This window comes from Streptomyces sp. NPDC006516 (assembly GCF_040611875.1).
Classification (GTDB): domain Bacteria; phylum Actinomycetota; class Actinomycetes; order Streptomycetales; family Streptomycetaceae; genus Streptomyces.
In genome coordinates, this window is sequence record NZ_JBEXPD010000005.1 from 213,417 (window position 1) to 240,411 (window position 26,995).

The 26,995-nt window shown below is 71.2% G+C and carries 19 protein-coding genes, 1 tRNA gene and 1 pseudogene; 10 read left to right on the forward strand and 11 right to left on the reverse strand.

All coding sequences use genetic code 11. The annotated features are described in order from the left end of the window. Nucleotides 1–55 precede the first annotated feature (55 nt). Both ABZY45_RS17375 and ABZY45_RS17380 read left to right on the forward strand, forming a co-directional pair. Nucleotides 56–2,056 carry an N-6 DNA methylase gene (locus ABZY45_RS17375; RefSeq protein ID WP_356740801.1) on the forward strand — a complete coding sequence of 667 codons (2,001 nt, stop codon included), beginning with the start codon at nucleotides 56–58 and terminating at the stop codon, nucleotides 2,054–2,056. Between the two features lie 58 nt (nucleotides 2,057–2,114). Continuing rightward, entirely contained in the window at nucleotides 2,115–2,945 is an 831-nt protein-coding gene (locus tag ABZY45_RS17380) for an N-formylglutamate amidohydrolase (RefSeq protein WP_356740803.1), read from the forward strand. A 10-nt stretch (nucleotides 2,946–2,955) separates the two neighbouring features. Here the strand turns inward: ABZY45_RS17380 and ABZY45_RS17385 are convergent. After that, nucleotides 2,956–3,389 (reverse strand): annotated as a pseudogene (locus ABZY45_RS17385) (VOC family protein). A gap of 339 nt (nucleotides 3,390–3,728) precedes the next feature. Between ABZY45_RS17385 and ABZY45_RS17390 the strand changes: the two are divergent. Further along, nucleotides 3,729–5,753: an ATP-binding protein gene (locus ABZY45_RS17390; RefSeq protein ID WP_356740805.1), complete on the forward strand. Its 2,025-nt coding sequence runs from the start codon at nucleotides 3,729–3,731 to the stop codon at nucleotides 5,751–5,753. Further along, on the forward strand, nucleotides 5,744–7,288 hold the full coding sequence (locus tag ABZY45_RS17395; protein ID WP_356740806.1) for an ABC transporter substrate-binding protein: 1,545 nt from the start codon (nucleotides 5,744–5,746) through the stop codon (nucleotides 7,286–7,288). Before ABZY45_RS17390 ends, ABZY45_RS17395 begins: the two co-directional genes overlap by 10 nt. 19 nt (nucleotides 7,289–7,307) lie before the next feature. Here ABZY45_RS17395 and ABZY45_RS17400 read toward each other — a convergent pair whose 3' ends face one another. Further along, complete coding sequence (locus tag ABZY45_RS17400; RefSeq protein WP_356740808.1) at nucleotides 7,308–8,141, reverse strand: NAD(P)H-binding protein; 834 nt, start codon at nucleotides 8,139–8,141, stop codon at nucleotides 7,308–7,310. A 121-nt stretch (nucleotides 8,142–8,262) separates the two neighbouring features. On the opposite strand from ABZY45_RS17400, the gene ABZY45_RS17405 reads away from it, so the two are divergent. Next, nucleotides 8,263–8,646 (forward strand): helix-turn-helix domain-containing protein, encoded by a 384-nt coding sequence (locus tag ABZY45_RS17405; RefSeq protein ID WP_356741089.1) that lies wholly within the window; start codon nucleotides 8,263–8,265, stop codon nucleotides 8,644–8,646. Nucleotides 8,647–8,687: 41 nt separating this feature from the next. Here ABZY45_RS17405 and rbsD read toward each other — a convergent pair whose 3' ends face one another. The 6 genes from rbsD to ABZY45_RS17435 all read right to left on the reverse strand — a co-directional run bounded on the left by rbsD (nucleotide 8,688) and on the right by ABZY45_RS17435 (nucleotide 14,832). Continuing rightward, complete coding sequence (gene rbsD / locus ABZY45_RS17410; RefSeq protein WP_356740810.1) at nucleotides 8,688–9,077, reverse strand: D-ribose pyranase; 390 nt, start codon at nucleotides 9,075–9,077, stop codon at nucleotides 8,688–8,690. After that, complete coding sequence (locus ABZY45_RS17415) at nucleotides 9,074–10,003, reverse strand: ribokinase (RefSeq protein WP_356740812.1); 930 nt, start codon at nucleotides 10,001–10,003, stop codon at nucleotides 9,074–9,076. Before ABZY45_RS17415 ends, rbsD begins: the two co-directional genes overlap by 4 nt. A 20-nt stretch (nucleotides 10,004–10,023) precedes the next feature. After that, on the reverse strand, nucleotides 10,024–11,988 hold the full coding sequence (locus tag ABZY45_RS17420) for a substrate-binding domain-containing protein (RefSeq protein ID WP_356740814.1): 1,965 nt from the start codon (nucleotides 11,986–11,988) through the stop codon (nucleotides 10,024–10,026). Beyond that, nucleotides 11,978–13,516 carry a sugar ABC transporter ATP-binding protein gene (locus tag ABZY45_RS17425; protein ID WP_356740816.1) on the reverse strand — a complete coding sequence of 513 codons (1,539 nt, stop codon included), beginning with the start codon at nucleotides 13,514–13,516 and terminating at the stop codon, nucleotides 11,978–11,980. The genes ABZY45_RS17420 and ABZY45_RS17425 overlap by 11 nt, the downstream gene beginning before the upstream one ends. Beyond that, nucleotides 13,509–14,528, reverse strand: a complete 1,020-nt coding sequence (locus ABZY45_RS17430; RefSeq protein WP_356740818.1) for a LacI family DNA-binding transcriptional regulator — start codon at nucleotides 14,526–14,528, stop codon at nucleotides 13,509–13,511. Before ABZY45_RS17430 ends, ABZY45_RS17425 begins: the two co-directional genes overlap by 8 nt. 216 nt (nucleotides 14,529–14,744) lie before the next feature. Further along, a tRNA-Leu gene (locus ABZY45_RS17435) sits at nucleotides 14,745–14,832 on the reverse strand. Nucleotides 14,833–15,021: 189 nt separating this feature from the next. Here ABZY45_RS17435 and ABZY45_RS17440 point away from each other — a divergent pair. After that, nucleotides 15,022–16,386, forward strand: coding sequence for a DUF2254 domain-containing protein (locus ABZY45_RS17440; protein WP_356740820.1), 1,365 nt, complete (start codon nucleotides 15,022–15,024; stop codon nucleotides 16,384–16,386). 9 nt (nucleotides 16,387–16,395) lie between these two features. On the opposite strand, the gene ABZY45_RS17445 is transcribed toward ABZY45_RS17440, so the two are convergent. The 3 genes from ABZY45_RS17445 to sucC all read right to left on the reverse strand — a co-directional run bounded on the left by ABZY45_RS17445 (nucleotide 16,396) and on the right by sucC (nucleotide 20,197). Then, entirely contained in the window at nucleotides 16,396–17,979 is a 1,584-nt protein-coding gene (locus tag ABZY45_RS17445) for an aldehyde dehydrogenase family protein (RefSeq protein WP_356740822.1), read from the reverse strand. 197 nt (nucleotides 17,980–18,176) lie between these two features. Next, on the reverse strand, nucleotides 18,177–19,058 hold the full coding sequence (gene sucD, locus ABZY45_RS17450; protein WP_356740824.1) for a succinate--CoA ligase subunit alpha: 882 nt from the start codon (nucleotides 19,056–19,058) through the stop codon (nucleotides 18,177–18,179). A 2-nt stretch (nucleotides 19,059–19,060) separates the two neighbouring features. Next, entirely contained in the window at nucleotides 19,061–20,197 is a 1,137-nt protein-coding gene (sucC, locus tag ABZY45_RS17455; RefSeq protein ID WP_356740826.1) for an ADP-forming succinate--CoA ligase subunit beta, read from the reverse strand. Between the two features lie 166 nt (nucleotides 20,198–20,363). Here sucC and ABZY45_RS17460 point away from each other — a divergent pair, with 166 nt between their 5' ends. The 4 genes from ABZY45_RS17460 to ABZY45_RS17475 all read left to right on the forward strand — a co-directional run bounded on the left by ABZY45_RS17460 (nucleotide 20,364) and on the right by ABZY45_RS17475 (nucleotide 26,984). Then, nucleotides 20,364–22,055, forward strand: coding sequence for a thiamine pyrophosphate-binding protein (locus tag ABZY45_RS17460; RefSeq protein WP_356740828.1), 1,692 nt, complete (start codon nucleotides 20,364–20,366; stop codon nucleotides 22,053–22,055). Between the two features lie 16 nt (nucleotides 22,056–22,071). Continuing rightward, the gene (gene frc / locus ABZY45_RS17465) at nucleotides 22,072–23,310 is read left to right on the forward strand and encodes a formyl-CoA transferase (protein ID WP_356740830.1); all 1,239 of its coding nucleotides are present in this window, start codon (nucleotides 22,072–22,074) and stop codon (nucleotides 23,308–23,310) included. Nucleotides 23,311–23,312: 2 nt separating this feature from the next. Beyond that, the gene (locus tag ABZY45_RS17470; protein WP_356740832.1) at nucleotides 23,313–25,469 is read left to right on the forward strand and encodes an acetate--CoA ligase family protein; all 2,157 of its coding nucleotides are present in this window, start codon (nucleotides 23,313–23,315) and stop codon (nucleotides 25,467–25,469) included. A gap of 126 nt (nucleotides 25,470–25,595) precedes the next feature. Further along, a complete protein-coding gene (locus ABZY45_RS17475; protein ID WP_356740834.1) occupies nucleotides 25,596–26,984 on the forward strand; it encodes an OFA family MFS transporter in 1,389 nt (462 codons plus the stop codon). Nucleotides 26,985–26,995 lie beyond the last annotated feature (11 nt).

Consider the following 26,995-nt stretch of genomic DNA (forward strand, 5'->3'; position numbering starts at 1 on the left):
CGTGCCACCCAGAGTGGCTTCCCTTGTCATGCCTTCCAGCACCGTGGAGATTCCGATGACGCCCCCCGACGCCGTGCCGGTCAGTCTGGCCGAGATCGCACGGATCGCCGGAGTCGGCCGGGCGGCGGTGAGCAACTGGCGGCGGCGTCACGACTCCTTCCCCGCCCGGGTGGGCGGCAGCGACGTCAAACCGCAGTTCGCCCTGACCGAGGTGGAGCAGTGGCTCAGGGACAACGGCAAGCTGAAGGTGGCCGGGGGGCGCGAGCTGCTGTGGCCACGGTTCGAGACGCTGGCCGGCCGGGACGAGTCGGGCCTGGCCATCGCCGAGGCGGCGCACCGTATGCGCGGTGCGGCTCAGCGGCCCGGCGCCCCGCTCCTGTCCGCGCAGGCCCGTGCCCTGGTGGCCGAGACGGCGGAGATCGGCAGACGCGAAGGGGCCTTCGAGACCTTCGACTTCCTGCTGCAGCGCTGGCTCGACGCCCATGTGCGCCAGATCAGTGCGACTCCGACCCGGCTCGCCTCGCTGATGGCGCGTATCGCGATGCGAGCCCGGTCGGCGACGGAACGGGACGGCGCCCTCACGGTGTTCGACCCCGCGTGCGGCTCGGCGCGTCTTCTCTCGGCAGCCGCGTCGGTGGGGAACGGCGGGCGGTATGAGCTTCTGGGCTGCGAGGCCGACGCGACGCTGGCGGCGTTGGGCGGGGCACGCCTGGAGTTCACCGGGGACGACCGGGACGTCCGGGCGGGGATCGCGACCGGCGACTCGCTGCGCGCCGACCCGTACCCGGACCTGAGAGCCGACATCGCTCTGTGCAATCCCCCGTTCAACGAGCGCGACTGGGGTTACGAGGAGCTGGCCACCGACCCCCGGTGGGTGCACGGGCTCCCGCCCCGGACGGAACCCGAACTCGCCTGGGTGCAGCACCTGCTGGCCCGCCTGCGGCCGGGCGGCGCCGCCGTCGTGGTGCTTCCGCCCGCCGTGGCCTCGCGCCGAGCGGGCCGCCGCATCCGTGGTTCCCTGCTCCGCAACGGCCTGCTGCGCGCCGTGGTTGCTCTGCCGCAGGGCTGCGCGCAGCCCCACAGCGTGTCGCTCCAGCTCTGGGTTCTGCGTGCGCCGGAGGCCGGCAAGGGCCGTGGCGCCGCCGACGTCCTGCTGGTCGACGGTTCGCGGCACGCGCGGCCCGGGAGCCGGGGGCCGGACTGGAAGGCGACCGAGGACCTGACGCTGTCCGCGCTGGAGGGCCTGGACCGGCCGGGAGCCGCTCTCCCGCACGGAGCGGTCCGTGTCCCGCTGCTGGATCTCCTGGACGACGACGTCGATGTGACGCCCGGCCGCCACGTGGCCGCGAGACCCGATGTCCTCGGGAGGGAGTCGGTCGCGCGCTGGAACGAACTGGACGCCGTCTTCTCGTCACTGCGTGAACTGGGCGCGGCGCTCGCACCGCTGGACGCCGCGAGTCCCGCCCAGGGACGCCGCCCCTCCACGGTGACGGTCGGCGAGCTGGTCAGGGCGGGCGCCGTCACGTTGCGACCGGGTGCGCATCCCACGGAGTCGGAGGAGGTCTTCCGGGACCCCCGGGAGGAGTCGGTGCCGCTCCTCACCGTGCCCGACCTCCTGCTGGACGGTTCGCCCAGTGCCTGGCTGTCCCCCGACGCCCATCCGGCGATCGCCGAGGAAGGCGACGTGATCGTGGCGGGTGTGGTCAGGGCGTTCGACGCCTGGGTGCACCAGGGGCCACCGGTCGCCCTGGGGGCCCAGCTCTTCGCCCTGCGCGTGGAGCCCGGAAAGCTGGACGCCCATTTCCTGGCCGGCTGCCTCCGGGCTCCGGCGAACGGCCGCCATGCCGGGACCCACGCGTCGAGTTCCGCCCGTGTGGACGTGCGGCGTCTTTCCGTCCTCCAGCTCCCGCTGGAGGACCAGGTGCCGTACAGCGAAACGTTCCGCCGGATCACTTCGTTCGAGCGTCATCTGTCCAGGGCCCGGTCTCTCGGCTCCTCCCTGGCCCATGACCTCAACGACCGGCTCGCCTCGGGCGGCCCGGGCGCGGTCGGCTGAGCGTGGCAGGCGAGCACGAGATCTCCTTCCGCCCCGGCGCACGTACGAGGACCGCCCCGTGAGACCTGATTCCCTCCTTTTCCAGCCCCGCCCGTTCCAGCTGGTGCCCGGCGCCGCCGAGTCGCCGGTGCTGCTGCATGTTCCCCACTCCTCCCGGGTCGTCCCGGCGCAGGTGCGCGACACCCTCGTGCTCGATGACGCCGCGCTCGCGACCGAGCTCGACCACATCACCGACGCGCACACCGCCGAACTGGCCGCGAGGGCCTGTGAGGCGGCGACGGTGGCTCCATGGCGGTTCGTCAACGGACTGTCGCGGCTGGTCGTCGATCCCGAACGGTTTCCCGACGACCGGGAGGAGATGCTGGCCGTGGGGATGGGCGCGGTCTACACCCGCACCACCCACCGCGAGCCGCTCCGCGCACCCGGGGAGGACCCCGGGCCGCTGCTCGACCGCTACTTCCACCCGTACGCGCGGGCGATGACCACGGCGGTCGACGAACGGCTGGCCGCCACGGGGCGGGCGGTCGTCATCGACGTCCACTCGTATCCGACCGCCGCGCTCCCCTACGAACTGCACGGCACCGGACCTCGTCCGCCGGTCTGCCTCGGCACCGACGGCTTCCACACCCCGCCCGGGCTCCTGGCCCGGGCGGAGGCGGCGTTCGCCGGATTCGGTGGCACGGGACTGAACAGCCCGTTCCCCGGTACGTACGTGCCGTTGAAGCACTACGGGAAGGACAGGCGGGTCAGCGCCCTGATGATCGAGATCCGGCGCGACCTCTACATGACCGAGCCCGGCGGCCCGGCGGGGCCGGGGCTCGACGCGCTCGCCTCGGCGCTGGCCGCGCTGGCGGACGGCCTCGCGGAGGAGTTGCCCTCTCAGGACTGAGGGGAGCCGCTCAGCGAGGCCGGGCGTACGGCCTCGTCATGATCTCCATGTTGTGACCGTCCGGGTCCTTGAAGTAGGCCCCCCGGCCCCGAAGAGCCGGTTGATCTGCCCAGGTTCGCCGTGCCGGGGGTCCGCGTAATAGGTGACCCCCAGAGCGGCCAGCCTGGCGATCATGGTGTCGAACTGCGCGTCGGGGACGAGGAAGGCGTAGTGCTGCGGCTGCACGGGCTCGTCCCGCAGCTCGTAGTAGTCCAGGGTCACACCGTTCCCGAGGTCGACCGGCAGGAACGGCCCGAACGGCCGGCCCACCTCCAGGCCCAGGACGGTGGCGATGAACTCCGCGGACAGGCTGCGGTCCCTGGCGTAGACGGCGTGGTGGTCCAGTTGGACGGCGTCGACCCCTTGCCGGGTCTCCTGCACGTCCGGGTGCTGTGTGTGCGGCATGACTGACGTATCTCCGTGTCGTGGGTTCCGCTGGGACGGGGCGCCGTACGGGGCGCCTGCGGGAGGTGCACGACAGGGCGGGCGGGGCTCTGGCCCGCCACGCGCTCATGCGTCAGCCGGGCGCCTCACTCGTACGTGGCCCATGGCCGACCCGGCAGTCACCTTCGGAGCGTAGCAGTGCACACCGAGCGAAGGGGCGCGTTCGGGGCGCACGTGAGGCGCGCAGGGGGCGCCTCAAGCGACAGGGCCACGCCGGCGCGCCGGAGCGAATAACGTTCTGTGACACGTGAGTTCGAGAGTTTCAGAACGGGGAATCGTTCAGTCGGCGGGGGGAGCTGGATGGCCGACGACAGAGCCGGAAGATCAGAACGGGACATCGCCGTGCGCCGTCGCGTGGCCGAGATCCTCAGCAGACAGCAGGGCCCGTTGCGCCCCCTGCCCACGCTGATGCTGCTCGGGCCTCGGGGCAGCGGCAAGACCGCGCTCACCGGGCATCTGCGGCGGTGGGCCCAGCGGGTGCCGCTGGCGAGCATCGACCTGGAGCCGGTCGGCGAGCGGGGCGGGACGCCCATCGACGTGCTGATCGAGTTGGCGTTCCAGCTCGGCGCGCGGCACGACGGCATCCCCCAACTGGGCTTCCCCGCCCTGGGCTCGCTGATCGCCGCAGTCGGCACAGCGGTGGACGCGCGCAGCCGGGAGCAGGCCGTCCGCGAAATGGCGGAAGCGCTGCGGGCGGGGCGTGCGCGGGAGCATTCGTACGAGGAACTGCAGGGCATCGTGGACGGGGTCGCCCAGCTTGCCGGGATCGGGCTGCCCGGCTGGAGTTCGGTCGTGATGCCACTCGTCCAGGGCGGGATACGCATGCGACTGGGGGTGCGGCTGCGCCGGCGTCTGGCCGACACGTCCGCTTCGGGGCCGGGGCGCGGGGCGACGGCGGACTTCCTCGTCGGTGTGAACCGGCTGTACCACGGCTACCCCGCCCAGCGGGCCGAGGCCGAACGGGTACTGCTCGACTCCTTCCTGGCCGACCTGCGCGGCGCGTACGCCTCGGGCCGCGCCGACCGGCTGCGGACCACGCACTGCCTCGCCCTGCTGGACAACGTCGACTCGGCGGCCGGCGAGGCCTTCCTGACGCTGCTGCTGGAGTCGCGGGAGCGTTCCGGGCGCCCGGATCCGCTCCTCGTCGTGACGACGGCACGCAGGCGCCCCGAGACGCTCGTCCGCGCGGAGACCGGCAGCGGGCGCCGCCCCGACTACCGGGAGAGCTGGCCGCAGCCGGCCCATTTCCGGCCGCTGTCCGCCGGACCGCTGGTCTCCGCGGGGCAGTTGCGCGATCTCAGCCGCCGCGAGGTCGAGGCGCACGCCGCGGCCGTGCTGGACACGCTCCCGGCCGGCTCCGTGCTGCCGCGTACCGACAACGCGGTGCAGTGGCTCGGCTGGATCGTGTACGAGATCACCCGGGGCCATCCCGCGGGCACAGCCGCCGTACTCGACAACCTCCGGCGCATGCCCGCCGGCCTGCCCTGGGACGACCGCGTGCGCCGCTGCCTCGCTCCGGCCGACGGCAGTGTCCTGCCCGTGCCCTCCCTGTCGGCGGCGCCGGAACTGCTCGACCTGCTGCTGAAGGACTGCTCCTCGCAGCTGGCCCGGCTGATGCCCAGGGCCGCCGCCGGCGTCACCCTGGGCCGGGCGGAGACGTGCGAGTCGCTCTGGGAGGGGCAGGAGCCGGTGCTGCGCGAGTTCGTCGGCTACTGCGCGGACGACCTGCGTACCGTGCCGGAGCCGGACGGCGGGCTCCCCGCCCTGCACCGGCTCACGCGCTTCCTGCTGCTGCGGCGCCTCGACGGAGCCCCGGACGACGGCGGCCCCGGCTCCTGGGGCGGGGCGCACCGGGCACTGCGCGCGGCGGCCGTGGGCCGGGGCGACCTGCGGTCGGTGGCGTACCACGATCTGGCCCTGGACGACCTGGATTCCGCCGTCGACTATCTGCGGGACCGCTTCGACGAGGCGGGTGCGGACGAGTGGTGCGCGGACCTGGCGTGGCTCCAGCGGGCGCCGTGCCGCTGGTACGGTGCGCTGCCGGAAGCGGCCCGTGACCGGTACGAACGCCTGGTCGGCGTCGCCGGGGGCGACGCCACCCGTCGGGCCATCACCCGGCTGCTGGCGGCCGGGTGGATCACCCCGCATCCCCGGCCCGAGGGGGCCGCGCAGCCCTACGGCGACCCGCTGGGTGATCCGTACGCGGAGCTGTATCCCGACATCGTCGAGGAGTTCCTGACGCTCCGCAGGCCCATCGGCGACGAACACGACCGCCATGTGCTGCTGCGTATGGCCCAGCGCTACGAGAGGAAGCCGTGGTGGTAGCCCTCGACGACGACGAGACGTTCGTCCCTCCGCGTCCGCCCCGGCCGAAGGCGCCGTGGGTCGTCGCCGGCGTGGTCGTGCTGGCCGCCGCGGTGTGGGGCGGCGTGGAGGCGTATCAGGCCTGGCAGCACAACAAGGTGGAGTGTGCTCCGGGCATCCTCAAGAAGGGCGTCCGCGAGGAGTGCATCGGCGTCAGTGACGGCTCGTTCGCCTTCGACTCGTCCCTGACCGAGGTCATGGACAAGATCAAGGAGGAGAACGAACGTGTCGAGAAGTCCGGCAGCGCGTACGTCTCCGTCGCGTACGTGGAACCGCTGACCACGGTCAAGGGCGAGGAGGAGGCCAAGTACGGGCTGCGCGGCGAGCTGATCGGCGCCTACCTCGCGCAGCGGGAGCTCAACGACCCCGATCTGGGGGCCGGGCGTGGCGACCTTCCGCAGATCCGCCTGCTCGTCGGCAATCTCGGGCTGCGCTCCGAGCAGTGGCGGACGCTCACCGACGACCTCGTCGCCCTGTCGAAGGACGACAACCGCCTGGTCGCCGTCGCCGGCTTCGGCCAGAGCCGGGGCGGCACGAGGAACGCGGTGGACGCCCTGCGTGACGCGGGCATCCCCATGATGGGGGCGACGGTGACCGCGGACGGCCTCTCCGACGCGGCCCGTCCCGGCTTCTTCCGCACCTCGGCGCCCAACCGCGACCAGGCCAGGGCCGCCGTCAACTACCTCAGGAAGCGACAGCAGGAGGACCCCGGCTTCAAGGTCGCGGTCATCCGCGACCGCAACGAGGACGACATCTACAACACCTCGATGTCGACGGCCTTCGCTTCGGCGGCGGCCGAGCGGGGGCTGAGGACCGAGGGCACCCCGCTGGAGTTCCTCTCCGGGGTGGACGGCGTGTCCAACGCCTTCTCGTCCGTCGCCGACAAGGTGTGTGATCTGCGGCCGGACGCGGTGTTCTTCGCCGGGCGCGGCGTCAACATCCGCAACTTCATCTACTCCATGTCCGCCCCCGACCGCCGGTGCCCGGTCACTCTGGTCACCGGGGACGACGCGGTCGGCACGTACTACGGATCGCTGGAGAGCGAGGCCAGGCGCGAGAAGTTCCGTACGGAGTGGACGGACAGCAGGGTGACCGTCCTCTACACCTCGCTCGGGCACCCCGCCCTCGCGGGCAAGGTCTACGCCGCGCCGAACAACCCGCTGCCGGACTTCCTCTCCCTGTACAGGACGGAGTTCGGCGGGGCCTCCGACACCACGATGCAGGTGCTCCAGGACGGCCAGGTCATCCTGGGCCACGACGCGCTGTGGACCCTCGGGGTGGCCGTACGCAACGCGGCGGGCCCGGACGGCAAGGGACAGGTCAACACGGGCGCCACGTTGCAGATGCTGCTCCAGCTCAGCGGGCGGGAGGCCGTGTCGGGCCTGAGCGGTCCCATCTCCTTCGCGTCCGACGGCAATCCGGACAGGAAGCCGATGGCGCTGGTACGGATGGAGCCGTCGGGCGTGTACACCTTCCGGGAGGTGCTGAAGCCGTAGGACAGGACCGTCTCCGGGCTCACGCGAAAGCGGCCGCGTTGCGCCGCGCCCACGTCGCGAACGTACGGGCAGGGCGGCCGAGGAGCTTTTCGGCGTCGGCGGCCGGACGCTGCTCCTCGGGCAGCGGAGTGCCCAGGATGTCGAGGGTGCTCTCCACGACCTGTTCGGGCATGAAGCGCAGCATCTGGGCCCGCGCCTCCGCCCGGCTCTGCTCGACGAACCGGACCTCCTCGCCGAGCGCCTCTCCGATGGCCGCCGTCTGCTGCCGCGGCGTCACGGGTTCCGGTCCGGTGAGTACGTACGACCTGCCCTCGTGCCCCGCTTCCAGGAGGGTGAGGGCGGCCACCTCCGCGATGTCGGCGGGGTCGACGACCGGCAGCGCGACATCGCCGAAGGGTGCCACGACAGCCCGACGTTCGCGGATGTCCGCGGCCCACCGGAAGGTGTTGGAGCTGAAACCGCCCGGTCGCAGCATCGTCCACTCCAGCCCCGACCGCTTGATGGCGTCCTCCAGCGCGGGCGGGTGCCGGTGCGTGGCCACCCCTTGGGAGGACAGGTGGACGATCCGCCGGATACCGGCGGACCGCGCCGCGCCGAGTATCGCCCCGGGGCCGCCGGACGTTGCCATCCAGTCCCCGGTCACCAGAAGGAACAGCGCCTGGGCTCCCTCGAAGGCGGTTGCGAGGCTCGCCGGGTCGGTGAGGTCCGCCGGCCGGTGCCGTACGCCGGCCGGGAAGGCCCCGGCCGCTGCCGGCACGCTCCGGGAGAGGGCCGTCACCTGCTCGCCGGCGGCGGCGAGTGCCTGGACAAGTGGCTTCCCGACATTGCCCGTTGCTCCGGTCACCACGATCATATTTCGCTCCCCTTGTTCTCGTTCGCTGTGGACGAGTGAGAAGCTACCGCCGCCGGGATAGTAGGTACCTAGAGGAAAGTAACGGGGAAAGAGGCCGATTGTGACCGACGCCACACTGCGGATGCGTCCGGAGCCGGCGCCCGAACTGGCCTGCCCGATCGCGCCGGTGGTCGACATCGTGTTCAGCCGGTGGACCACGCCGATCCTGTGGGCGCTGCACGAACACGGCCGGCAGCGGTTCGTCGAGCTCGAACGCCGTCTCGCCACCATCACCCCCAAGGTGCTGACGCAGCGGCTGCGTCAGCTGGAGCGCGACGGGCTCGTCCTGCGCACGTACCACGCCGAGGTCCCGCCTCGGGTGGAGTACGAGATCACCGAACTGGGCGGCAGCCTGGCGCCGTTGTTCGCGACGCTCGCCGGGTGGGCCGCCGAGCGGCTGCCCGAGGTCGACCGGGCGAGGACGGACTACGACGCGAGGGAGCCGGGTCCCGGCCGCCGAGGGTGACGGCGGCGGGAACGGCCTCGAGTGACGGCGGCCGGGCGCGGTCAGAAGAACACGCCGCACCTGAGCAGCACGTTCGCATGAGGGCGCGCCTCTCCCGTCCGCACCACCAGGCGGGCGGACGCGGTGAGTTCCTTCAGCCGCTCGTGGGGCACGAGCGTCAGGTCCGGGAAGTGGGAGGCCAGGAGGCCGGCGGCTTCCGGGTTGGTCCGCCGTGTCTCCTCGGCCGCGGTCGCCCCCTCCACGACCAGTTCGGCCAGCAGTCCCTCCAGGACCTCGGCGAACGACGGGACGCCCGCGCGGAACGCCAGGTCGACGACGCGCGGCCCCGGCGGGATCGGCATGCCGGCGTCGCAGACCAGCACACCGTCGCCGTGGCCCAGCTCAGCGATTGCTCCGGCGAGATGCCGGTTGAGGATGCCTGCCTTCTTCACAGCGCCGCGACCTCTTCCGCGCTCGGGAAGGACGCCTGCGCACCCTCCTTGGTGACGGCTGCCGCGCCCACGCGCACGGCGAAGGCCGCCGCCTCGGCGAGGTCCTCACCGAGGCCGAGCCGCCAGGCGAGCGCCGCGGTGAACGCGTCGCCGGCGCCCGTCGTGTCCACGGCGTCGACCCGGGGGCTCGGCACGCGTACGGCGCCGGCGCCCCGGGTGTCGGACACCAGCGCCCCTTCGGCGCCCAGCGTGATCACGACCGAACGGGGTCCGAGGGCGGTGAGCCCTCGCGCCCAGGCCTCCGGGGTGCTGCCCGCGCTCTCCCCGAGGATGGAGCGAGCCTCGTGCTCGTTGACGACCAGCGGATCGCAGGCGGCCAGTACCTCGTCGGGAAGCGGTGCGGGCGGTGAGGGGTTGAGGACCAGCCGGGCGCCCGGGCGCAGGGCGCGGGCCGTCGCCGCGACGGTCTCCAGCGGGATCTCCAGCTGTACGGAGACGACGCGTGCCGCCGCGAGGAGTGCCCCCGCCGCCTCGATGTCCTCGGGGGTCAGCCGGGCGTTGGCGCCCGGCGAGACGACGATGCTGTTGTCGCCCGAGGGGTCGACGGTGATGAGCGCGACGCCGGTGGGCGCCCCGCCCACGAGGACTCCGCCGGTGTCGACGCCCGCCTCCTGCTGCGAGTCGCGCAGCAGCCGCCCGTGGGCGTCGTCGCCGACCCGGGCCAGCAGCGCTGTTCGAGCGCCGAGGCGGGCGGCGGCGACCGCCTGGTTGGCGCCCTTGCCGCCGGGGTGGACGACGAGGTCGGAGCCGAGCACCGTCTCCCCCGGCCCGGGGCGGCGGTCGACGCCGATGACCAGGTCGGCGTTGGCCGAGCCGACGACCAGGAGGTCGTAGCGGGGAGGCACGGAGTCCTCGTGTTCGTACATGGTGGGGGTGCCTTCCGTGATCAGGAGAAGTCGGCGACGTTCTGCCGGGTGACGACCTTGACCGGCACCTTCACCATGCTGCCGATCTTCTTGCCCTCCGCGGCGCGGACCGCGTTCTGCACGGCGATCCTGCCCAGTTCGTCGGGCTGCTGGGCCACGGAGGCGTACAGCGTGCCCGCTTCGACGGCCGTCAGACCGTCCGGGGTCCCGTCGAAGCCGACGACCGCGACGGACTTCCCGGCCTTGCTGCCGAGTGCCTTCACGGCGCCGAGCGCCATCTCGTCGTTCTCGGCGAAGACACCGGTGATCCCCGGGTGGGACTGGAGGACGTTCGTCATGACGTCCAGGCCCTTGGTGCGGTCGAAGTCGGCCGGCTGGGTGGCGACGACCTTGATGCCCGGGTAGGCCTTGATGCCTTCGGCGAAGCCCGCGCCGCGCTCCCGGCTGGCGGAGGTGCCGGCGGTTCCCTGGAGGACGACGATGCTGCCCTTGCCGCCGAGCCGGTCGGCGAGTGTCTTGGCCGCGAGCTTGCCGCCCGCCACGTTGTCGGAGGCCACGAGCGTCGCGGTCTCGGCCTTGTTGACGCCGCGGTCGGCGGCGACGACCGGGATGCCCGCCTTGTTGGCGCCCCGGACGCCGGGGCCGACCGCGTCGGAGTCCACCGGGTTGACGATGACGGAGTCCACCCCGGAACTGGTGAAGTTCTCCAGCTGGTTGGCCTGCTGCGAGGCGTCGTTCTGGGCGTCGGTGACGGTGAGGTCGATCCCGGCCTTCTCGGCCTCCTCCTGCGCGCCCTCCTTCATCTGGACGAAGAAGGGGTTGTTCAGGGTGGAGAGCGACATGCCCACCTTGGTGGTGGTGCCGGAGGAACCGGACTTGAAGAAGGTCACGGCGGCGATGACGGCGGCCAGGCAGACCACCGCGATGCCGATCTGCATCGCTCCCTTTCGGCCCTTGCCGGGTGCACCGGGGGCGGCGGACGAGCCGCCTGCGGACGCGGCGCCTGATCCGGCCTTGCGGCGCAGGGTGTCGAGCAGCACCGCGAGGGCGATCACGACACCGATGACGACCTGCTGCCAGAAGGCGGACACGGAGAGGAGGTTGAGGCCGTTGCGCAGCACCGCGAGAATGAGCGCGCCGATCAGCGTGCCCGACGCCTTGCCGACACCGCCCGCGAGGCTGGCGCCGCCGATGACGACCGCGGCGATCGCGTCGAGCTCGTACCCCTGTGCGGCCTGCGGCTGCGCGGAGACCAGACGGGAGGCGAGGACGATACCGGCGACGGCGGCGAAGAGACCGGACAGCGCGTAGATGGCCAGCTTCTGCTTCTTGACCCGCAGCCCGGAGAGACGGGCCGCCTCCTCGTTGCCGCCGATCGCGTACATGGAGCGGCCGATGTAGGTACGGGCCAGGATGAGGGCCGCTATCAGGCCCATCGCGATCATCACGAGGACCGGGACGGGCAGCCAGCCGCCGAGGGTGTCGCCGAGTACGGAGACGGAGTCGGGGAAGGGGATCGGCCGGCCCTGGGAGATGACGAGTGACAGCCCGCGGGCCACCGAGAGCATGGCCAGGGTCGCGATGAACGAGGGCAGTTTCCCGTAGGCGACGAGGGCGCCGCTGACGAAACCGCAGGCGATGCCGGTGAGGACGGCCAGGATGACCGCCAGCCAGACGGGAACGCCGGCGGACGTCGCCGACCAGGCGAGCACGGTGGCGGAGAGCGCGGCGACCGAGCCGACCGACAGGTCGATGCCCGCCGAGACGATGACGAAGGTGACACCGAACGCGAGGATCGCGGTGACCGCGGCCTGGACGCCGACGTTCAGGAGGTTCTGGGTGGTGAGGAAGTCGCCGGACAGCAGCGACATCGCCACCAGGAGGACGACCAGGGCGCTGAGTGCGCCGTTGTCGAGCAGGAGGCGGCGAAGGGTGTGTCCGGCGCCGCCCGCGCCCGCCTTGCTCGGATGCGTGTCAGTGGCCACGGGGGCCCTCCTCTGCCTTCTCGGTGGGTGTGATGACGGGTGCGGAGCTGACGGCGAGTGCCATCACGGCGTCCTGGGTGGCTTCGTGTGCGGCGAGTTCCCCGGCGATGCGGCCCTGGGCCATGACCAGGACGCGGTCGCTCATGCCGAGGACCTCGGGCAGGTCGCTGGAGATCATCAGGACGGCGTGCCCGGAGGCCGTGAGCTCGTTGATGAGCTGGTAGATCTCGACCTTGGCGCCGACGTCGATGCCGCGCGTCGGCTCGTCGAGGATCAGCACCCTGGTGTCGGCCAGGAGCCACTTGCCGATGACGACCTTCTGCTGGTTCCCGCCGGACAGCGTGCGGACGTGCTGGCCGAGGCCGGCCATCCGTACGCCGAGCTGTTCGGCGATGCGCGCGGCAGCGGTGCGCTGCCCCTTGACGTCGACGATTCCGCTGCGGGTCGCCGAGCGGAGGGTGACGAGGCCGAGATTCTCCTGCACGGAGGCGTCGAGCACGAGGCCCTGGCCCTTGCGGTCCTCGGGGACGAGCCCGATTCCGGCACCCATGGCGGCGGTCACGTCGTGTTTGCCCAGCCGCTCGCCGTTCACGTCGACGGTGCCGGTGTCGTAGGGGTCGGCACCGAAGACGGCGCGGGCGACCTCGGTGCGCCCCGCTCCGACGAGTCCGGCGAGGCCGACGACCTCACCCGCCTTCACGTCGAAGCTGATGTCGTGGAAGATCCCGTCGCGGGTGAGTCCACGGACGGAGAGCAACGGGGCGCCGGCCTCGGGGCGTTCGCGCGGGTACTGCTGCTCGATGCTGCGCCCCACCATGAGCTGGACGAGTTCCGCCTCGGGGGTCGAGGCGGGCACCTGGTCGATGCTCCGGCCGTCACGCAGGACGGTGACGCGGTCGCCGAGGGCGGCGATCTCGTCGAGGTGGTGGGTGATGAAGACGATCCCGACGCCGTCCGCGCGGAGTTGGCGCACGATCCCGAAGAGCTTGTCGACCTCCTCGGAGGTGAGGACGGCAGTCGGTTCGTCCATGATCAGGACTCGTGCGTCGAGGCTGAGCGCCTTCGCAATCTCGACCATCTGGAGCCGGGCGATGCCCAGTTCGCGGACCCTGGCCCTGGGCGAGACATGCAGGCCCACGCGGCGCAGGAGCACCTCGGCGTCGGCCTCCATGGTCCGCCGGTCGATCATTCCGAAGCGGCGGGGCTGGCGGCCGAGGAAGATGTTCTCGGCGACCGTCAGATCGGGCACCAGGTTGAACTCCTGGTAGATCGTGGCGATCCCGAGCTTCTCGGCGTCCTGTGCGCCGTGGATGCGCACCTCCTGGCCGCCGGCGAAGATCCGGCCGGCGTCCGGCCGGTAGGCACCGGAGAGCATCTTGATGAGGGTGCTCTTGCCGGCACCGTTCTCACCGAGCAGGACGTGCACTTCGCCGCTTCGCAGATCGAAGTCGACGCTGTCCAGGGCGACGACACCGGGGAAGGTCTTGCGTACGCCTTCGATGCGCAGCAACTCGACCGATTCACTCACTCGTTGCTCCCGGGGTGGAGGTGCGCTCGCCGCAGGAGCTGCGTACGACGAGGGCGGCGGGCAGGGTGACGGACTGCGGGGGGCGGCCCTCGACGATGTCGACCAGGGCGCGCACGGCGGCACGGCCGAGGTCGCCCGTCGGCTGGGCGATGGCGGTGATCGGCGGGCCGGTGTGCACGAACCACGGGATGTCGTCGAAGGCCGCGATCCCGATGTCCTCGGGGACGCGCAGGCCGCGTGCGCGGATGGCGTCCAGGGCGCCGAGCGCCATGAGGTTGTCGGCGGCGAACACGATCTCGGGCGGCTCGGGGAGCGACAGGAAGTGCTCGGTGACGCGCCGGCCGCTGTCGGCCTGGAAGTCGCCCTGCCCGATGTAGGCGGCGGGGAGCGCGAGCCCGTGGGCGCGCATCGCCTCGCGGAACGCCTCGACGCGCTCGTTGCCCGTGGTCGTGGCGGCGGGGCCGGCGATGATGGCGAGCCTGCGGTGGCCGAGGGCGTACAGGTGGGCGACCAGCTCCTGGATGGCCCGGTGTCCGTCCGCGCGTACGACGGGGACGTCCAGTCCGGGGATCCAGCGGTCCACGAAGACCATCGGGGTGCCGGTGCGGGCCACGTCCAGCAGCAGCGGGGACCCGCCGTCGGCCGGCGAGACCAGGAGCCCGTCGATCCTGCGGTCCAGGAGCGTACGGACGTGATGGTCCTGCTGGTCAGGCTTCTCGTCGGCGTTGCCGATGATCACGCTGTAGCCGAGCGCACGGGCCTCCTCCTCCACGGAGCGGGCCAGCGCGGTGAAGTACGGGTTGAGCACGTCGCTGATGACGAGGCCGAGCGTGCGGGTCTGGTCGGTGCGCAGCGAACGGGCCACGGCGTTGGGCCGGTAGCCGAGGGCTTCGACGGCGGCGAGGACGCGGGCGCGTGCGTCCGGGCTGACGGAGGGATGGCTGTTGAGTACGCGGGAGACCGTGGCGACAGAGACTCCTGCCTGGGCCGCGACATCCTTGATGCTCGCCATGTCCGGGACCACCTCCTTGTGGTTTCCGTAGCCTCGAAACCAGCTGGAAGGGCGTGGAATCGATTACATGGGAGATTGGAATCGATTACACGAAGGAAAACAAGTACCCGACGGCGGGACGAGACCGGATCGTGATGTCGGAGGGTGAGACGGCAGGCGCGGCGGCCGGCGCTCCCGGGGAACGCAAAAAGACCCCAGATGAACTGGGGTCCTCGCTGGTGTCCGAGGGGGGACTTGAACCCCCACGCCCGATAAAGGGCACTAGCACCTCAAGCTAGCGCGTCTGCCATTCCGCCACCCGGACAAGGTGTCTGTCGTCCCGGGGTGTTCCCCGCGGCGACAAAGAAAACAATACCAGGGGTTTGGGGTGCCTCTCACCTGCGTTTTCCGTGGTCAGTGCGGTGCGGGCACCTCCGGACAGCCCCGACGCCGACATGTGCACGCACCGTGGCGTGCTGTGCACGCACAGTCGCGCCGGGCTACCTTCGCGGGCATGAGTGGCAAGAGTGTCCCGAGCGGCGGGAGTGAGCACGCCCACCGGCCGTCCCCCGCACCGAGCTCGCCGTCATCGGCGTCATCGGCGTCCTTGTTCCGGGAGCGGCTGCGGGACACCTTCTGGTTCGCGCCGGTGGCGGGACTGCTGGCCGTGTTCGTCCTCTGGTGGGGCCTCTCCGAACTGGACACGAGGATCGTCACGTATCTGCGGGAGGAGGAGGCGTACCGGGAGCTCCAGGACCTGCTGGACTTCGCCGGGGACGCGCGGACGATCGTCACCACGGTGAGTGCGGCGATGATGACCTTCATCGGCGTCGTGTTCAGCATCTCGCTGGTGGCCGTGCAGATGGCGAGCGGGCAGCTCACCCCGCGCGTGGTCCGGATCTTCGTGCGGAGCAGGATCAGCAAACTCACCCTGACGGTGTTCCTGGCGACCTTCGCCTTCTCCCTGCTCGTGCTGACCTCGTACGAGGGCGGAGCCGATCCGGACCCCCGGCGGGTGACATCGGTGCCGCTGCTGCAGAGCCTGCTCACGCTGGGCCTGGTGGGCCTGAGTCTGCTGCTGTTCGTCGCCTACGTCTCGTCCACCCTGCGGCTCATGCAGGTCGGTCCCGTCCTCGACCACATCACCCGCGAATCGCTCGACGCCCTGAAGCGTCAGCCCCTGGTGCCGGACCTGGCTCCGGAGCTCGGTCCGGAGACGGCACGGGCGGCGCACCGGGGGCGGGCCGGCGTGCTGCGGAGCGTGCGGGTGCCACGGCTGGTGCGAGCCGCGCGACGGCACGGGGTGGTGCTGCGGCTGGTACCTCTTGCCGGGGACTTCCTGGTGCCCGGTACCCCCGTACTGGCCGTGCACGGCGGCACCCTCCCGCCGCCGGGCGCGCTGCGGCGTACGGTCCTGGCCGGGGTCGAGCGCAGCCTGCACCAGGACCCGGCGTTCGGGTTGCGGCAGCTGTCGGACATCGCACTGCGTGCCCTCTCGTCCTCGGTGAACGACCCGACCACGGCGGTGCAGTGCCTGGACCGCATCGTGCAGTTCCTCTCCGTCGCGGTGCGTCTTCCGCTCGGTCCGTTGCACCACCGGGACCGACGGGGCGAGGTGCGGCTCGTCCAGGAGGTGCCGGGGTGGACGGAACTCGTCGATCTCGCGTTCGAGGAGATCCGGGGGTGCGCGGCGTCCAGCCCGCAGGTGACGCGACGGTTCCTGGCGGGGCTGGACGACCTCTTGCTGCTGGCCTCCGAGGAGCGCGGCAAGCCGCTGCTCAGGCACCGTGCGCTCCTGGTCGAGGCGGTGGAGCGCACGGTGCCCGAGGCGGCAGGGCGGGCGTTCGCGCTGCGCCCGGACCGGCAGGGAATCGCCTGACGGCCGTCGTTACGGCATGAGGTGGTGGTCCGGGAAGTTGCCCGGCAGCCTCTCCTCCCCGGGGCCGTCGGTCACGGCCCGTACGAGCAGTTCGCCGCCCACGAACGCACCGCGCCAGGACCCCCCGAAGCCTCCGAAGAGCTCTTCGCGGTCACCCCGCGAACGGGGCTTGCCGTGACCGGTCTTGAAGGCGCGGATCTGCGGGGCGAGCCGCTCGTAGGTCGCCGGGTCGTCGGTGGACAGGGTGGCGACGAGGGCTCCGTTGGACGCGTTCATGGCGGCGAGGAGTTCGGCCTCGGTGTCGACCAGGACGATCGTGTCGACCGGGCCGAAGGGTTCCGCGTGGTGGAGCGGCGAGGAGGGCGGTGGGTTCAGGAGCGTGACCGGGTGGAGATAGGCGCTGGTGTCCTGACCGGGGAGGAAGCGGGCGTCCGCCGCGGATCCCTGATGGAGCGGTACGGCCCCGCGGTCGATCGCCTCGGTGACCTGGTCGTGCAGTTCCTTGGCCTTGGTGGCGTTGATCAGCGGTCCGAAGTCCAGGGCTGGGAGCGGGTCGGAGGGGTGCTCCACAGCGAGGGGGTGACCGATGCGCAGGGAGCGCACGGCGGGGAGGTAGGCCGCGAGGAAGTCCGCGAAGAGGGTGCGCTGGACGACGAAGCGGGGGTAGGCGGTGCAGCGTTGCTTGCCGTAGTCGAAGAGCTTGGGGACCACGTCGGAGAAGGACTGCCAGTCCGTGTGGTTCCAGAAGCCCCAGGTGTTGAGTCCCTCCTGTTCCAGGATGTGCCGCTTGCCGAGGTCGGCGACGGCGGTCGCGATGCGCGCGCCGGTGTCCCTCCCGCCGACGAACGAGACACAGCCGATCTCGGCCGACCGGACCAGCGGCTCGGACAGTTCGCTCCCGCTGCCGCTGAGGAGGGTGAGCGGCAGGCCCTCGCGGGCGGCGAGCGCACAGGCCAGGGTGAGGCAGGCCACCCCGCCGTCGGTGGGCGTCTTGGCGATCACTGCGTTGCCGGCGAGGGCCTGTACGAGCATCGCGTGGACCAGCACGGACATGGGGTAGTTCCAGCTGGCGATGTTGGAGACGGGGCCGGCGAGCGGTGTGCGGCCGGCCAGCAGGCGGTCGCTGTGGTCGACGTACCAGCGGGCGCCGTCGATCGCCCGGTCCACATCGGCCTGGGCGAGGCGCCAGGGCTTGCCGATCTCCCAGACCAGGAGCAGGGCGAGGAGCTCGCGGTGCTCGGCGAGGGCGTCGAGCGCCGCGGCCACCCGGGCGCGGCGTTCGGGCAGCGGGACGTGGCGCCAGGCCCGGTGGGCGTCGAGGGAGGCACGCACCGCCTGCCGGGCGGCGGCGGCGTCGAGCCGGGGCGGCCCGCTGACGGGGGTGCCGTCGACGGGGCTGGTCGCGGGGAGGCTACGGCCGTCGGAGTGCCAGGCGCCGGCCCAGAGGTTGCGTACGCGGTCCTCCTGGAAGGCCTCGGGCGCGGTGGCGAGACAGCGGCGCCAGGCGTCCTGCCAGGCGGTTCCCGGCTTGAGGACGAGGGGGCCGGGGGTGTGTGGCGGGGTGGTGGATGTCGATGTGGGTTCCGTGGTCATGGGGTCTCCGCTCTGGAGGTGCGGGATGACTGGGGTACGGGGAGGCAGAGGGGTGCGGGGACGTACTGGACGGCGGTGGGGCGGGGCGGGGATCGCGGGTGCGCGGCGCCTGCGGCTCTGCTCCCACGACGGGCCCACCTCGCCGGACCGGCTGATGCCGCGCGGTCAGGCGACGGCCTCCGGGAGGCGGGCTCCGTTCAGCCGCGCAGCCGGTTCTCCGCCAGGCGTGCCGTCTCCGTCGGGGTGGCGCCCACGGCGACACCGGCCGCCTCCAGCGCCGTCTTCTTCGCCTCGGCCGTGCCCGACGAGCCCGAGACGATCGCCCCCGCGTGGCCCATGGTCTTGCCCTCGGGCGCCGTGAATCCCGCGATGTAGCCGACCACGGGTTTCGTGACGTGCTGGGCTATGTGGGCGGCCGCGCGCTCCTCCGCGTCGCCGCCGATCTCGCCGATCAGGACGATGAGTTCGGTGTCGGGATCGTTCTCGAAGGCCGTCAGGCAGTCGATGTGCGTCGTGCCGATCACGGGGTCCCCGCCGATGCCCACGGCCGTCGAGAAGCCCGTGTCGCGCAGTTCGTGCATGAGCTGGTAGGTGAGTGTGCCCGACTTGGACACCAGGCCGATCCGGCCGGGCTTCGCCGCGATGTCGGCCGGGATGATGCCCGCGTTGGACTGCCCGGGGCTGATCACCCCGGGGCAGTTGGGCCCGAGGATGCGGGTACCGCGCGCCTTGCCGTGGGCGTGGAAGGCCACCGCGTCGTGGACGGGGATGCCCTCCGTGATGACCACGGCCAGGCCGATGCCCGCGTCCACCGCCTCCACGACGGCCGCCCTGGCGAACGGCGGCGGGACGAAGACGACCGTGACGTCGGCGCCGGTGGCGTCCATGCCGTCCTGGACGGAGCCGAAGACCGGGACGGTGCGGTCGGCGAGGTCCACGGTGCGCCCCGCCTTGCGCGGGTTGACGCCGCCGACGATCTGGGTGCCCGCGGCGAGCATGCGCCGGGTGTGCTTCATGCCCTCGGCGCCGGTCATGCCCTGGACGAGTACCTTGCTCTCCTTGCTCAGGAAGATCGCCATGATCAGTGCCCTCCCAGGGCCAGTTGGGCTGCCCGGCCGGCTGCGCCGTCCATCGTCGTGACCTGCTGGACCATCGGGTGCGCACGTGCGTCGAGGATCGCGCGGCCCCGCGCCGCGCTGTTGCCGTCGAGCCGGACCACCAGGGGTCTGGTGAGGTGGACGGAGTCCAGCGCCTGCACGATCCCGTCGGCGACCGCGTCGCACGCCGTGATCCCGCCGAAGACGTTGACGAAGACGGACTTCACCGAGGGGTCCGAGAGGATGACGGTGAGACCGTCGGCCATGACACGTGCGGAGGCTCCGCCCCCGATGTCGAGGAAGTTGGCGGGGCGGGCCCCGCAGCCGGCGACCACGTCGAGGGTCGACATGACGAGCCCCGCGCCGTTGCCGATGATGCCGACCTCGCCGTCGAGCTTGACGTAGTTCAGCCCCTTGGCGGCAGCCGCCGCCTCCAGCGGGTCACCGTGCGGATCCGCGGAGTCGGTGCCCCGACGTGGCTGTCTGAAGGCCGCGTTGTCGTCAAGGGTGACCTTGCCGTCGAGCGCGAGTATCCGGCCGTCCACCGTACGCACCAGCGGGTTGACCTCGACCAGCAGGGCGTCCTCCTGGGTGAGGACCCGCCACAGAGCCTGGAGCACGGGCGCGGTCTCGGCGGGGAGTGCGGCCGCCTCGGCGATCCGGGCCGCCGTGGCGGCGGTGACCCCCTCGGCCGGGTCGACGTGGATGCGTGCCACCGCCTCCGGGCGGGTGGCCGCCACCTCCTCGATGTCCATGCCGCCCTCGGCGGAGGCGATGGCGAGGAAGGTGCCGGCGGCCCGGTCCAGTACGTAGCTGACGTAGAACTCGTCCTGGATGTCCACGGGTTGGGCGAGCATCACGGAGCGGACCGTGTGGCCCTTGATGTCCGCGCCGAGAATCCCGCGTGCGGTGACCACGGCGGCGGCCGGGTCCGCCGCCGTCTTCACCCCGCCCGCCTTGCCCCGGCCACCGACCTTGACCTGCGCCTTGACGACGACGCGGCCGCCGAGCCGTTCGGCCGCGGCATGGACGGCGGACGGATGGTCCACGACCTCGGCTTCCGGTACGGCGATGCCGTGATCCGCGAAGAGTTGCCTTGCCTGGTGCTCGTACAGATCCATAGCCACTCCCGATCGTGCCGATTGTGAAAGTGCCGCACGCCCCCTGGACACCACCCACCGGATGCGGGATAACAAGCTTCATACAGTATTCGTCGACTGTATGCAATGTACCGCGAGAGCGGCGGAGCGGCTCCCGCACTCCCCTACGAAGGGACAGGACATCGCCATGCCCGAGGACAGCCAGGACAGCCAGAACCTCATCTCCGGTGGGCACTTGGTCGCCAAGGCACTCAAGGCGGAGGGGGTCGAACGCATCTACACCCTCTGTGGCGGCCACATCATCGACATCTACGACGGCTGCGTCGACGAGGGCATCGAGGTCGTCGACGTACGCCACGAGCAGGTCGCCGCGCACGCCGCCGACGGCTACGCCCGGATCACCGGTAAGCCGGGGTGCGCCGTCGTCACCGCCGGGCCGGGAACCACCGACGCGGTCACCGGTGTCGCCAACGCCTTCCGCGCCGAGTCACCGATGCTCCTGATCGGGGGTCAGGGGGCGCACACCCAGCACAAGATGGGCTCGCTCCAGGACCTGCCGCACGTCGACATGATGACGCCCATCACCAAGTTCGCGGCCACCGTGCCGGACACCGCGCGGGCGGCGGACATGGTGTCGATGGCGTTCCGGGAGTGCTACCACGGGGCGCCTGGCCCCTCCTTCCTGGAGATCCCGCGCGATGTGCTCGACGCGAAGGTCCCGGCGGCCAGGGCACGGGTCCCCGAGGCCGGCCTGTACCGTGCGTCCACCCGGGCGGCCGGTGACCCGGCCGACATCGAGAAGCTCGCCGATCTCCTGGTCCACGCCGAGAAGCCCGCGATCCTGCTGGGCAGCCAGGTCTGGACGACCCGGGCCACGGACGCCGCCACCGAGCTCGTACGCACCCTCAACATCCCCGCCTACATGAACGGCGCGGGCCGCGGCACCCTCCCGCCGGGCGATCCGCACCACTTCCAGCTCTCCCGGCGCTACGCGTTCTCCAACGCCGACCTCATCGTGATCGTGGGGACGCCCTTCGACTTCCGCATGGGCTACGGCAAGCGGCTCTCGCCGGACGCGACCGTGGTGCAGGTCGACCTCGACTACCGCACCGTGGGCAAGAACCGCGACATCGACCTGGGGATCGTCGGGGACGCGTCCGTCGTACTGAAGGCGGTGACCGAGGCCGCGAGCGGGCGCCTCAACGGCGGCTCGGCCCTGCGCAAGGCCTGGCTGGACGAGCTGCGCGCCGCCGAGCAGACCGCGATCGAGAAGCGGCTGCCGCAGCTGAGGTCGGACGCCTCGCCCATCCACCCGTACCGGCTGGTGAGCGAGATCAACGACTTCCTGACGGAGGACTCCGTCTACATAGGCGACGGCGGCGACATCGTCACCTTCTCCGGCCAGGTCGTCCAGCCCCGCACCCCCGGCCACTGGATGGACCCGGGCCCGCTCGGCACGCTCGGCGTCGGGGTCCCCTTCGTACTGGCGGCGAAGCAGGCCCGGCCGGACAAGGAGGTCGTGGCGCTGTTCGGCGACGGGGCGTTCTCCCTGACCGGGTGGGACTTCGAGACGCTGGTCCGCTACAACCTGCCCTTCGTCGGGATCGTCGGCAACAACTCCTCGATGAACCAGATCCGTTACGGCCAGAAGGCCAAGTACGGCGACGAGCGCGAGCGGATCGGCAACACCCTCGGCGATGTCCACTACGACAAGTTCGCCCAGATGCTGGGCGGTTACGGCGAAGAGGTGCGCGACCCCGCCGACATCGCGCCCGCGCTGCGCAGGGCCCGGGAGTCCGGTTTGCCCTCGCTGATCAACGTCTGGGTCGACCCGGACGCGTACGCCCCCGGAACGATGAACCAGACCATGTACAAGTAGCAGAGGAGCCGTTGGCATGACCAAAGCTCTTGAGGGCGTGCGCGTCCTCGACATGACGCACGTACAGTCCGGTCCCTCCGCCACCCAGCTGCTCGGCTGGCTCGGGGCGGACGTGGTCAAGCTGGAGGCGCCGAGCGGGGACATCACCCGCAAGCAGTTGCGCGATCTGCCCGACGTCGACTCCCTCTACTTCACGATGCTCAACTGCAACAAGCGGAGCATCACGCTCAACACCAAGAGCGAGCGCGGCAAGGAGATCCTGACCGAGCTCATCCGCCGCAGCGACGTGATGGTGGAGAACTTCGGCCCGGGCGCCGTGGACCGTATGGGGTTCACCTGGGAACGGATCCAGGAGATCAACCCACGGATCGTCTACGCCTCCATCAAGGGTTTCGGCGAGGGCCCGTACACCAACTTCAAGGCCTACGAGGTCGTCGCGCAGGCCATGGGCGGCTCGATGGCCACCACGGGCTTCGCGGACGGGCCGCCGCTCGCGACCGGTGCCCAGATCGGCGACTCGGGGACCGGCATCCACGCGGTGGCCGGCATCCTCGCCGCCCTGTTCCAGCGCGAGAACACCGGGCGCGGGCAGCGGGTCAACGTGGCGATGCAGCACGCCGTGCTCAACCTCTGCCGGGTCAAGCTGCGCGACCAGCAGCGGCTGGAGCACGGGCCGCTCGCCGAGTACCCGAACGCGCGGGACACGGCGGACGCCGACGAGGTGCCGCGCAGCGGCAACGCCAGCGGCGGCGGCCAGCCGGGGTGGGCGGTGAAGTGCGCACCGGGCGGTCCCAACGACTACGTGTACGTCATCGTGCAGCCGGTGGGCTGGCAGCCCCTGTCGGCGCTGATCGGCCGCCCCGAACTCGCGGACGACCCCGAGTGGGCGACCCCGGAGGCCCGGCTGCCGAAGCTCGACAAGATGTTCCAGCTGATCGAGGAGTGGTCGGCGACGCTCCCCAAGTGGGAGGTCCTGGAGCAGCTCAACGCGCACAACATCCCGTGCGGCCCGATCCTCTCCACCCGGGAGATCGTCGAGGACGAGTCACTCGTCGCCAACGAGATGGTGGTCCGCGTCGAGCACCCCGAGCGTGGCTCCTTCACCACGGTCGGCAGCCCGCTGAAGCTGTCCGACTCTCCCGTCGACATCGTCACCTCCCCGCTGCTCGGTGAGCACAACGCGGAGGTGTACGTCGGCGAACTGGGCCTGGGCGACGAGGAACTGCGGCTGCTGAAGACGAACGGAGTCATCTGAGCATGGCCACAACAGTCGAGACACAGGAGCGGGAACGCGTCAGGGTGCTGCTCGACCGCGTCCGGAGCGAGGGGCGCAGCGCACTCACCGCGCCGGAGGGGAAGATCGTCGCCGACGCGTACGGGATCACTGTGCCGGGCGAGGGCCTGGCCCGTGACGTCGACGAGGCGGTGGCACTGGCCGACCGGCTCGGCGGGTCCGTCGTCCTCAAGATCGTCTCTCCCGACATCCTGCACAAGACGGACGCGGGCGGCGTCGTGGTCGGCGTGTCGGGCGCGCAGGAGGTGCGCGCGGCCTTCTGCGGCATCGTGAAGAACGCGAAGGCCTACGCGCCGGACGCACGGATCGAGGGAGTGCAGGTCCAGCAGCTCGTGCCGCCGGGCCAGGAGGTCATCGTCGGGGCGGTCACCGACCCGACGTTCGGGAAGGTGGTGGCGTTCGGTCTCGGCGGTGTCCTGGTCGAGGTCCTGAAGGACATCACCTTCCGGCTGGCGCCGGTGACCGCGGACGAGGCGCAGTCGATGCTCGACTCGATCGGCGCCGCGGAGATCCTGAAGGGGGTGCGGGGGGCACCGGCCGTGGACCGGTGGGCGCTCGCCGAGCAGATCCGGCGGGTTTCCCAACTGGTCACGGACTTCCCGGAGATCGCGGAGGTGGACCTCAACCCGGTCATCGCCTCGCCGGACGGTGCCGTGGCCGCGGACATCCGGATCCTGCTGACGACCGTGGAGGTCAAGGCGCGGCGCCGCTACAGCCGGGAGGAGATCCTCGTATCGATGCGCCGGCTGATGGAGCCGCGCTCGATCGCGGTCATCGGTGCCTCCAACGAGCAGGGAAAGATCGGCAATTCGGTGATGCGCAACCTCATCGACGGCGGTTTCGCGGGCGAGATCCATCCGGTGAACCCCAAGGCCGATGACATTCTCGGCCGTAAGGCGTACAAGAGTGTCACCGACGTTCCCGGTGAGGTGGATGTGGCGGTCTTCGCGATCCCCGCCAAATTCGTCGCTTCGGCGCTCAAGGAGGTGGGCCGCAAGGGGATCCCGAACGCCGTGCTCATTCCGTCCGGCTTCGCCGAGACGGGTGAACACGCCCTCCAGGACGAGATCGTGGCGGTCGGCGAGCAGTACGGCGTGCGGCTGCTGGGACCGAACATCTACGGCTACTACTCGACGTGGCAGGACCTCTGCGCCACGTTCTGCACCCCGTACGACGTCAAGGGCCCGGTGGCGCTGACCTCGCAGTCGGGGGGCATCGGGATGGCGATCCTGGGCTTCGCGCGCTCGACGAGGACGGGGGTCTCGGCGATCGTCGGGCTCGGCAACAAGTCCGACATCGACGAGGACGACCTGCTGACCTGGTTCGGGGAGGACCCGAACACCGAGTGCATCGCGATGCACCTGGAGGACCTCAAGGACGGACGCGCCTTCGTGGAGGCGGCGCGGGCGACCGTGCCCAGGAAGCCGGTCGTGGTCCTCAAGGCGGGTCGTACGAGCGCGGGTGCCAGGGCGGCGGGCTCCCACACGGGCGCGCTGGCCGGGGACGACGCGGTGTACGACGACATCCTGCGTCAGGCGGGGGTCATCCGCGCGCCGGGACTGAACGACATGCTGGAGTACGCGCGGGCGTTGCCCGTCCTGCCGGCGCCCCGGGGCGACAACGTCGTGATCATCACGGGGGCGGGCGGCTCGGGGGTGCTCCTGTCCGACGCGATCGTGGACAACGGGCTCTCGCTGATGGAGATCCCGCCCGATCTGGACACGGCGTTCAAGGCGTTCATCCCGCCGTTCGGCGCGGCCGGCAATCCGATCGACATCACGGGCGGGGAACCGCCGTCGACCTACGAGGCGACGATCCGGCTGGGGATGGAGGATCCGCGGATCCACGCCCTGGTCCTGGGTTACTGGCACACGATCGTCACCCCTCCGATGGTCTTCGCCGAGCTCACGGCCCGGGTGGTGGAGGAGTTCCGGGCACGCGGGATCGAGAAGCCGGTGGTGGCGTCGCTCGCCGGGGACATCGAGGTGGAGGAGGCGTGCGCGTACCTGTTCGAGCGGGGCGTCGTCGCCTATCCGTACACCACGGAGCGGCCCGTCGCCGTGCTCGGCGCGAAGTACCGCTGGGCCAGGGCGGCCGGGCTGTTGGGCGGTGGCCGATGACCTGATGACGACGGCTCGAACCACGGGGTCCGCGGCGTGCCGCGCGAGGCCGCGGACCCCCGCGCGAAGTGAGAACGGGCAGGGGGCGCTGGCCAGACTTCTTCCACGCAAGGGGTTCGATCGACAATGACGACTGCAGACCTCACCACATCCGTCCCCTTCAGGGAGGTGACGGACGCCAACGGCCGCACGTACCGGCTGGGCGAGAGCGACATCGACATCATGGGCCGCAAGCGCAAGTGGATGGTCATCCTGCCGTGGGTCGGCATGATGGGCATCAGCTCGGCCGAGTACGCCTTCGCGTCGGCGGAGGACACACTGCACCACGCGCACAACTGGAACAGCGGTCACATCTACTGGATGATGACCGTCTGGGTGTTCTTCCAGGCCGCGGTCGCGATGCCCGCCGGCAGGCTCCGGGAGACCGGCCGGCTCCCGGCCCGCTGGGCGATGATGCTCGGCGCGACGGGCACGCTCCTCGGCTATCTGTCGCTGGCGTACGCGCCGCACGTGATCTTCGCGTACATCGGCTTCAGTGTGTTCTCCGGCATGGGCGCGGGCATGGTGTACGCCACCTGCGTCAACATGGTCGGCAAGTGGTACCCGGAACGCAGGGGCGGGAAGACGGGCTTCGTCAACGGGGGGTTCGCCTACGGTTCGGTGCCGTTCGTCTTCCTCTTCACCGGGTACATGGACATCACCAACTTCCGGTGGGTCCTGGTCTCGGTGGGCGTCTTCCTCGCGGCGCTCGTGGCCTGTGCCGGCTTCTTCTTCCGGGACCCGCCGAAGAACTGGTGGCCCGCCGGGATCGACCCGCTCAACCCGCCCGAGGACCCACGGGCCCGCCGCGCACTGGAGAAGAACCCTCCGGCCGTCAAGCAGTACTCCCCCGGCGAGGCCTGGAGGACCGGCCGGGTGGCGCTGATGTGGTGCTGCCTCGCCTGTACCTCCGGTGTGAACATCTTCGGTATCGCCTTCCAGGTCGACATCGGCCAGGACGCCGGATTCGCCGCCGGCATCGTGGCCACGGCGATGTCGCTCAAGGCAATCGTCAACGGCACGGGACGCGGCGTCATCGGCTGGCTCTCCGACCTCTACGGCCGCAAGAAGTGCCTGCTCCACGTCTGCGTCATCCTGGGGCTGGCCCAGTTCGGCATCATCTGGTCGGCCGAGATGAAGAGCCTGCCGCTCTTCCTGCTCTTCTCCGCGATCTCGGGCTTCGGCGGCGGGGCCATCTTCCCCATGTTCGCGGCGATGACCGCGGACTACTTCGGCGAGAACAACAACGCCACCAACTACGGCATGGTCTACAGCTCCAAACTCGTCTCCGGGCTGGGAGCGGGTATGGGCTTCCTGGTCGTGGACGCCTGGGGGCTCTACGGCGCCTTCATCCTGGCGGGCAGCATCTCGTTCTTCGCGGGATTCCTCGCCCTGTTCCTCGCGGCACCCGGCCGCGACCGGAAGGGCAACCCGCTGGTGAAGGCCTCTCCCGCCCCGATACGGGAGACCGACTGACCGCACCTCCG

Excerpts from the sequence above, each read along its gene's own strand:
- ABZY45_RS17375 (WP_356740801.1), top strand. The coding sequence starts at position 56 with ATGACGCCCCCCGACGCCGTGCCGGTCAGTCTGGCCGAGATCGCACGG.
- ABZY45_RS17390 (WP_356740805.1), top strand. The coding sequence starts at position 3,729 with ATGGCCGACGACAGAGCCGGAAGATCAGAACGGGACATCGCCGTGCGC.
- ABZY45_RS17400 (WP_356740808.1), bottom strand. The coding sequence starts at position 8,141 with ATGATCGTGGTGACCGGAGCAACGGGCAATGTCGGGAAGCCACTTGTC.
- ABZY45_RS17405 (WP_356741089.1), top strand. The coding sequence starts at position 8,263 with ATGCGTCCGGAGCCGGCGCCCGAACTGGCCTGCCCGATCGCGCCGGTG.
- ABZY45_RS17415 (WP_356740812.1), bottom strand. The coding sequence starts at position 10,003 with ATGTACGAACACGAGGACTCCGTGCCTCCCCGCTACGACCTCCTGGTC.
- ABZY45_RS17430 (WP_356740818.1), bottom strand. The coding sequence starts at position 14,528 with ATGGCGAGCATCAAGGATGTCGCGGCCCAGGCAGGAGTCTCTGTCGCC.
- ABZY45_RS17440 (WP_356740820.1), top strand. The coding sequence starts at position 15,022 with ATGAGTGGCAAGAGTGTCCCGAGCGGCGGGAGTGAGCACGCCCACCGG.
- ABZY45_RS17445 (WP_356740822.1), bottom strand. The coding sequence starts at position 17,979 with ATGACCACGGAACCCACATCGACATCCACCACCCCGCCACACACCCCC.
- sucD (WP_356740824.1), bottom strand. The coding sequence starts at position 19,058 with ATGGCGATCTTCCTGAGCAAGGAGAGCAAGGTACTCGTCCAGGGCATG.
- sucC (WP_356740826.1), bottom strand. The coding sequence starts at position 20,197 with ATGGATCTGTACGAGCACCAGGCAAGGCAACTCTTCGCGGATCACGGC.
- ABZY45_RS17460 (WP_356740828.1), top strand. The coding sequence starts at position 20,364 with ATGCCCGAGGACAGCCAGGACAGCCAGAACCTCATCTCCGGTGGGCAC.
- frc (WP_356740830.1), top strand. The coding sequence starts at position 22,072 with ATGACCAAAGCTCTTGAGGGCGTGCGCGTCCTCGACATGACGCACGTA.
- ABZY45_RS17470 (WP_356740832.1), top strand. The coding sequence starts at position 23,313 with ATGGCCACAACAGTCGAGACACAGGAGCGGGAACGCGTCAGGGTGCTG.
- ABZY45_RS17475 (WP_356740834.1), top strand. The coding sequence starts at position 25,596 with ATGACGACTGCAGACCTCACCACATCCGTCCCCTTCAGGGAGGTGACG.